Source organism: Mesorhizobium sp. M2A.F.Ca.ET.037.01.1.1 (assembly GCF_003998075.1).
In the GTDB taxonomy this organism is placed as follows: Bacteria; Pseudomonadota; Alphaproteobacteria; order Rhizobiales; family Rhizobiaceae; genus Mesorhizobium.
Genome location: NZ_RZSA01001273.1, coordinates 1 through 1563 on the forward strand (window position 1 = coordinate 1; position 1563 = coordinate 1563).

General features: G+C 67.4%; 1 protein-coding gene. It reads right to left on the minus strand.

Features of this window, described 5'->3' with window-relative positions; all coding sequences use genetic code 11:
* Positions 1 to 1563, minus strand: a 1563-nt coding sequence (locus EOA27_RS35850; RefSeq protein WP_145970812.1) for an ABC transporter ATP-binding protein, incomplete at both ends; no start/stop codon positions are given.

The following is a 1563-nucleotide window of genomic DNA, read 5'->3' on the forward strand; positions in this document are numbered from 1 at the left end:
GATTTCGGCCGCAATCTCCGCCTGGACTGAGACCGCAGGTGACTCATCCGAAGACGCTGCCAAAAGCTGCTTCGTGTAGGGGTGGTTGGGTCCGCGAAAGACCTGTTCGGACGCGCCGGTCTCGACCAGCCGGCCGCGATAGAGCACGCCGATCCTGTCCGCCATGTAGCGCACCACCCTGAGGTCGTGGCTGATGAACAGATAGGTCGTGTTCCTGTCGCTCTGCAGATCGTTGAGCAGGTTGAGCACCGTTGCCTGCACCGAGACGTCGAGCGCTGAGGTCGGCTCGTCAAGCACCACCACTTTCGGCGCGCCGGCGAAGGCCCGGGCGATCGCCGCCCTCTGCCGCTGGCCGCCGGACAATGAGCGTGGCTTCTGTTCCGCGGTTGTCTCCGCCAGCCGGACGGAGCGGAGAAGCTCGGCGGCGCGTTCGCGCGCCTGGCTCCGGCCAAGCCCGGCAAGCCGCCGCAGCGGCCGGCTGATGATCCGCCCGATCCGGTGGCGCGGGTTGAGCGTGCGGTCGGGCGACTGGAAGACCATCTGCACGTCGCGCCGTTCGCCTGGCGCCCGCTTCTCGGCGCGTGGCGCCACCGTCCTGCCGAACAGCTCGACCGATCCTTGGCTAGGCGTCTGCAGCCCGGTGACGATCCGCGCCAGCGTCGATTTGCCGGAGCCGGATCCACCGATCAGGCCGAAGGTTTCGCCTTGCTCGATGCGGAGCTCGACCTTGTGCAGCACCGCCTGGTCGCGGAAGGAATGACTGATCTCCTTGCAGGCGATGGCGATCCGCCCGTCTCTTTGATCGAGACCGTTAACGGTCGCCTTGGGGCGACCACGAACGGTCGTGCCGATTTCAGCTAGCCTCCCATCCCGCTTGGTGAAATTGAGCGCCGGGATCGAGGCGATCAGCGCCTTGGTATAGGCATGGTCCGGGTGCTCGAAGACATCCGCGGCATCGCCGCTCTCGACCACCGCGCCTGACTGCATAACCGCCACCCGGTCGCAGGAGCGGCGGATCAGGTTGATGTCGTGGCTGATCAGGAGGATGCTGGTTTTGTGGTCGCGGCGCAGGTCGTCGAGGATCGCGATGACCTCCGACTGCACGCTTGCGTCGAGCGCCGTGGTCGGCTCGTCCAGAACCAGCAGCGCCGGGTCGAGCGCGATGGCGATGGCGATGTTGGCGCGCTGCTGCATGCCGCCGGAAAGCTCATGCGGGTAGAGATCGAGCACCCGCTCGGGATTGGCGACGCGCACACGCCGGAGCAACTCGGCGGAGCGCCAGCGCGCTTCCTCGTGGCGCACCGGGCGATGGCGCATGATCGTCTCGCCGATCTGTCTTCCGATCGTCATGGCCGGACTGAGCGCGGCGCCCGGATGTTGGTAGACAGCCGCGATGCGATCGCCGCGCAGGCCGCGCAGCTCCTCGCCGGAAAGCCCGCTGATTTCCCGGCCCTGGAACTCCAGCGCCGAGGCCGCCACTCGCGCGTTCCCCGGCAGGTAGCGCAGGATCGCCATGGCAACCGAACTCTTGCCCGAACCGGACTCGCCGACCAGTCCCAACGC